The organism is Dietzia sp. DQ12-76, assembly GCF_014145045.1.
Classification (GTDB): Bacteria; Actinomycetota; Actinomycetes; order Mycobacteriales; family Mycobacteriaceae; genus Dietzia.
Map to the genome: position 1 here is coordinate 1 of NZ_JAALDV010000135.1, position 4,823 is coordinate 4,823.

A 4,823-nucleotide genomic window follows, 5' to 3' on the forward strand; every position below is an offset into this window, starting at 1 on the left:
CGCGCTGCTGGAGGACTTCTTCCGCGCTCGGCGGTGATGGGATCGTGACCGTCGTGCGGTGGATGCCCATCGCGCATCTCCGTACGGTGGGTGAGGAGAGGCGCCGGGCACCGGCGCCGCGATCGAGAGGAGCACCACATGGGTGTGGGAGACAAGTTCTCGAACAAGGCCGAGGAGCTCGGCGGCCGCGCCAAGGAGTCGGCCGGCGCCGCGACCGGCGACCGCGACCTCCAGGCCGAGGGCCAGGCGGACCAGGGCAAGGCCGGCATCAAGCAGGGTGCCGAGAAGCTCAAGGACAAGGCCAACGAGGCAGCGGGCAAGCTCACCGGCAACGACAAGGCCTGAGACCGGCACGGCCTTACATCGGCACGGCCTGATCCGCCCGTCGAGCAGGCGATTTCCGCCTGCGGCCACTCGTGAAGTAGCCTGATCGGCGGTGGCGTGTCCGAGCGGCCGAAGGTGCAGCACTCGAAATGCTGTGTTGGGTAACCCCCAACCGTGGGTTCAAATCCCACCGCCACCGCCACGGGAGAGTCCCGGAACTCACTGGAGTTCCGGGACTCCTCTCATTCCCCGTCGTCGGCCGGGGCGACGTCGGCGACGAAATCCGGCAGGGTGGCCACCGCCCGGAGGGTGGTCAGCGCCGAGTCGATGACGGTGGCCTGGGGTAGCCCGGACTCCTCGCCCAGCAGCGCCAGCTCCTCGACTCCGGCCAACCAGGCGCGGGTGAGCACCAGAGACATGGGACCGGGCCGGTCCACCCCGATGCTGCGGAGGATGCGCAGGCTGACGGTGCGGTGCATGCCGTCGACGACCTGCTCGAGGACCGGGTCGACGGACCGGCCCGACCGCAGGACGGCCACGTAGTTGTCGCGGCGCCGCTGGATGTAGCGCACAAGTGCGGTGATGATCGCCCGGGTCCGGTCTTCCGCGCTGGTGCCCTCCGGGACCTCGGTCAGGGACAGGACGTGATCGGCCGCCGCGTTGACCACCGCCGTGAGGTAGTCGAGCTTGGTCGGGAAGTAGTGGAACAGCAGACTGCGCGAAACACCGGCCCGCTCGGCGACATCGTCCATCGAGAGCGAGTGGAACGGGACCGTCTCCAGAAGCCGCACCCCCAGGACCACCAGTTGATCGTGGCGCTCGCGCCGGGAGAGCCGTCGGCCGCTCGTGCCGGGCATCGCTCACCTCGTCGTCGTCGTCGATAGCTGCGGTCGTCGATCCCCCCATCGTAGGGCCACGGACGGCCCCCCGGACCGTCGTGCCACGATGGGACCCATGTCGGTTCACACGCCCCCCACCCCGCGCGCGACCACCTTCGACGTGGGTTCGCGGATGGCCCTCGACGGCACCGCGGGGGGCCGCACCGGCGTCATCCGCACCCCGCACGGCGACATCGCCACCCCGGCGTTCATCCCCGTCGGCACCAAGGCGACTGTCAAGACCCTGACCCCTGAGCAGGTCCGCTCGACCGGCGCGCAGGCCGTCCTGGCCAACGCCTATCACCTGTACCTGCAGCCCGGCCACGACGTGGTGGACGCGGCCGGCGGGCTGGGGGAGTTCATGCGCTGGCCCGGGCCGACCTACACCGACTCCGGGGGGTTCCAGGTGATGAGCCTGGGTGTGGGGTTCAAGAAGGTGATCGAGATGTCGGCCGGCGCGGCGAAGGCCCCGGACGACTCCGCCACCAACAAGGGCCAGGGAAGGCTCGCGAAGGTCGACGAGGACGGCGTCACCTTCACCTCGCACCTCGACGGCTCCGCGCACCGCTTCTCCCCGGAGGTCTCGATGCGGATCCAGCACGGCCTGGGGGCCGACATCCTGTTCGCCTTCGACGAGCTGACCACGCTCATGAACACCCGCGAGTACCAGGAGAGGTCGGTCGAGCGCACGCGGCGCTGGGCGCAGCGGTGTCTCGACGAACACGAGCGCCTGTCGGTGGAACGGACCCACCGGCCCGGCCAGTCGCTGTGGGGCGTGGTCCAGGGCGCGCAGTTCGAGGACCTGCGGCGACAGGCCGTGCGCGGGCTCGTGGAGATGAGCGACCGCGCCGAGGACCGGGGACGGCGCGGGTTCGGAGGCTACGGGATCGGTGGCGCGCTGGAGAAGGAGAACCTGGGCACCATCGTGGGCTGGTGCACCGAGGAGCTGCCCGAGGACCGGCCGCGCCACCTGCTGGGGATCAGCGAGCCCGACGACATCTTCACGGCCGTGGAGAACGGGGCCGACACCTTCGACTGCGTCGCGCCCACCCGGCTCGCCCGTCACGGCGGGATCTACACGCTGAACGGCCGGGTCAACATCACCCGCGCCCAGTTCCGGCACGACCACACCCCGCTCGACCCCGAGGGGCCGTCCGAGGTCTCGCGCGACTACAGCCGCGCGTACCTGCACCACCTGTTCAAGGCCAAGGAGTTCCTCGGGTCGACCCTGCTCACGATGCACAACCTGGCATTCGTGGTGCGACTGGTCGACGAGGTGCGCGCCGCGATGGACGCCGGGCCCGACGAGTACCTGGCGTACAAGGCGGAGTTCCTGGGGCGGTACTACTCGGCGTAGCACCGCCCGCAGGCACCGCCCGCCGGCACCGCCCGCTGTCGCGCCGACTTGCGCGCCCTCTTCGGCTTGCGCGGCCTCTTCGTCAGGTCTCGGTGGACTTGCGCTGCGTCTCTGCACCATTCAGGACGCATACCTCGGGCGAGGACGCGCACCTCGGGCGAGGCCGTGGGGCCGGTTCGCCACAGGGCAGCGGGTCAGCGGGTCAGCCGTCGAAGTAGATCGAATGGTGCAGCGAACAGCCCGGGTTGAACGCCGCCCCGCAGGCCGGGCACCCGTCGACCTCGAGGTATCGGCTGATCGACAGTGTGCTCCGGCAGACACCGCACAGGATCGCGGGGGTGTCGAACTCGGCCCGCGGCCACGCCGAGACCGCGTGATCAGCGGCCTCGGCGTGGCAACGGAAGCACGGGTAGAACTCCCGGCAGCAGTGGAAGCGGATCGCCACCACGTCCAGGGGACTGCGGTAGTGGACGCAGCGGGTCTGATCGTCGACGGTGGCCCCGAGGACCGGTATCGATCCGCCGTGCCCACCGTCAGCGCGCCCACTGCCCGCGTGCTCGCCGTCAGCGTGCCCGCCGCGCCTGCCGTGAGAGGTCATGCCCTCGAGTCTGCCGGGTCGGATCCCACCGGCGACGATCCCGCCGCAGAGGAGTCGGCCAGCGCGGTCTGGTAGGTGGGCTCACGCTTCTTGATCCACGCGATCACCACGTACGTCACCGGCAGCAGGACCGCCTCGACGAGCGTCTTCCAGACGAACCCGATCACGACGTAGTTCCAGTAGTCGCCCGACCCGAGCACCATGCCCAGGGCGGGGGCGGCGATCGTGCAGAAGACGAGGGTATCCGCGAGTTGGCCCACCACGGTTGAGCCGAGCAGCCTGGCCCAGAGGGTCCTCTCGCCGGTGCGGCGCTTCATCCACACCAGCACGTAGGAGTTGAGCAACTCGCCCACCACGTATCCGGCGAGGCCTGCGAGGAAGAACTGCGGGATCACTCCGGCAACGGCCTCGAACGCCTCCTGGTTCTCGTAGAACGGGGCCGGCGGGAGGTGGACGGTGAACGTGAAACTCAGCGCGGCCAGCGCCAGTACGGCGAAGCCGGAGAGGACGACGCGGCGCATCGCCCTGAAGCCGTACACCTCGCTGATCACGTCGCCGAGCACGTATGCCAGCGGGAAGAGCAGGAAGGCGCCGTCGGTGACGAGCCCGTCGAGGCTGAGGAAGCCGAGCTCGAAGCTCAGGCCGGGAAAGAGCAGGACGCCCTTCGTGCCGGTCACGTTGCTGATGAGCATGACGCCGACGAACAGGGCGATCAGATAGCCGTAGTACGGGCTGGCGATGGTGGCGAAGACCGCGCGGTCGGTCCCGGTGCTGTCGTCCCGGTCGGTGGGCGCTGGCCGGGTGGGGGATGGGTCGGAAGCGGTCCGAGCGGTGGAGCCCGGTGTGCTGCGCGCCGGCTCGGGACTGGTCCCGTCCGGCCGCCCAGGCCCGTGGAGGTCAGGATTCTGTTGCGATGGAGTGGTCACGGGCGTCGATTATCCGCTCCGGCGAGCCCGTCCCGCGAATTCACCGGCCGCCGCGCGCCGGAAAGGCGCGGGATCCGGGGTCCGTGGGCGAGGCGCGACAGGAGACGATCAGGTGACGACCCAGGGGCCGGTCCGCAACGACTCCGGGCTGATCACCCCGAACAGCGCGTCGATCGAATCCGCACCGGGTGGTCCACCCAGCGAGGCCACGATCCGGGCGACGGCCGTCCTCGTCGTCGTCCCCTCCGTGGCCAGGTCGGCCAGGGTCACCGCACCGTCCCGCTTGGCCAGACGCTCGCCGGCTACGTTGACCGCGAGCGGCACGTGGACGTACTCCGGCCGGGGCAGGCCGAGGAGCTCGGCCAGATGGGCCTGGCGCGGGGTGGAGGGCAGGAGGTCCTCACCGCGCACGACCTGGTCCACGCCCTGGTCGGAGTCGTCGACGACGACGGCGAGGTTGTACGCCCACACCCCGTCCCCGCGGCGGAGCACCACGTCGTCCACAACGCCTGTATAGGGCCCGTGGATCAGGTCGTCGACGGTGAGTTCGGTGATGCCGGCGCGCAGCCTCAGGGCCGGCACCCGACCCGGACCGAGTGCCTCGCGGCGGGTCGCTCGCTCGGCGTCGGTGAGATCGCGACAGGTTCCGGGGTAGGCGCCGGGTGGGGAGTGCGGGGCGCGCGGCGCCTCGGCGATCTCGCGGCGTGAGCAGTAGCACTCGTAGACCAGGTCGCGGTCGG

General features: G+C 70.4%; 6 protein-coding genes and 1 tRNA gene. 3 read left to right on the forward strand and 4 right to left on the reverse strand.

Annotation, left to right across the window (positions count from 1 at the left end; genetic code table 11):
- Positions 1-138 precede the first annotated feature (138 nt).
- Together G6019_RS05850 and G6019_RS05855 are read left to right on the forward strand one after the other, a co-directional pair.
- Positions 139-345: a CsbD family protein gene (locus G6019_RS05850; protein ID WP_107755504.1), complete on the forward strand. Its 207-nt coding sequence runs from the start codon at positions 139-141 to the stop codon at positions 343-345.
- A 90-nt stretch (positions 346-435) separates the two neighbouring features.
- Positions 436-526, forward strand: a tRNA-Ser gene (locus G6019_RS05855).
- A 40-nt stretch (positions 527-566) separates the two neighbouring features.
- On the opposite strand, the gene G6019_RS05860 is transcribed toward G6019_RS05855, so the two are convergent.
- Positions 567-1,181, reverse strand: a complete 615-nt coding sequence (locus G6019_RS05860; protein WP_107755505.1) for a TetR/AcrR family transcriptional regulator — start codon at positions 1,179-1,181, stop codon at positions 567-569.
- A 97-nt stretch (positions 1,182-1,278) separates the two neighbouring features.
- On the opposite strand from G6019_RS05860, the gene tgt reads away from it, so the two are divergent.
- Positions 1,279-2,559, forward strand: coding sequence for a tRNA guanosine(34) transglycosylase Tgt (tgt, locus tag G6019_RS05865; RefSeq protein WP_182613212.1), 1,281 nt, complete (start codon positions 1,279-1,281; stop codon positions 2,557-2,559).
- A gap of 202 nt (positions 2,560-2,761) precedes the next feature.
- On the opposite strand, the gene G6019_RS05870 is transcribed toward tgt, so the two are convergent.
- The 3 genes from G6019_RS05870 to G6019_RS05880 all read right to left on the reverse strand — a co-directional run.
- Complete coding sequence (locus tag G6019_RS05870; RefSeq protein WP_182613213.1) at positions 2,762-3,157, reverse strand: CHY zinc finger protein; 396 nt, start codon at positions 3,155-3,157, stop codon at positions 2,762-2,764.
- Positions 3,154-3,897, reverse strand: a complete 744-nt coding sequence (locus G6019_RS05875) for a queuosine precursor transporter (RefSeq protein ID WP_182613215.1) — start codon at positions 3,895-3,897, stop codon at positions 3,154-3,156. The genes G6019_RS05870 and G6019_RS05875 overlap by 4 nt, the downstream gene beginning before the upstream one ends.
- A gap of 294 nt (positions 3,898-4,191) precedes the next feature.
- Positions 4,192-4,823: glutamate--tRNA ligase family protein (locus G6019_RS05880; protein WP_182627193.1), on the reverse strand; the 632-nt coding region annotated here is incomplete at its 5' end.

Bases quoted from the DNA above. Each gene is read 5' to 3' on its own strand.
- G6019_RS05850 (WP_107755504.1), top strand. From the start codon at position 139: ATGGGTGTGGGAGACAAGTTCTCGAACAAGGCCGAGGAGCTCGGCGGC.
- G6019_RS05860 (WP_107755505.1), bottom strand. From the start codon at position 1,181: ATGCCCGGCACGAGCGGCCGACGGCTCTCCCGGCGCGAGCGCCACGAT.
- tgt (WP_182613212.1), top strand. From the start codon at position 1,279: ATGTCGGTTCACACGCCCCCCACCCCGCGCGCGACCACCTTCGACGTG.
- G6019_RS05870 (WP_182613213.1), bottom strand. From the start codon at position 3,157: ATGACCTCTCACGGCAGGCGCGGCGGGCACGCTGACGGCGAGCACGCG.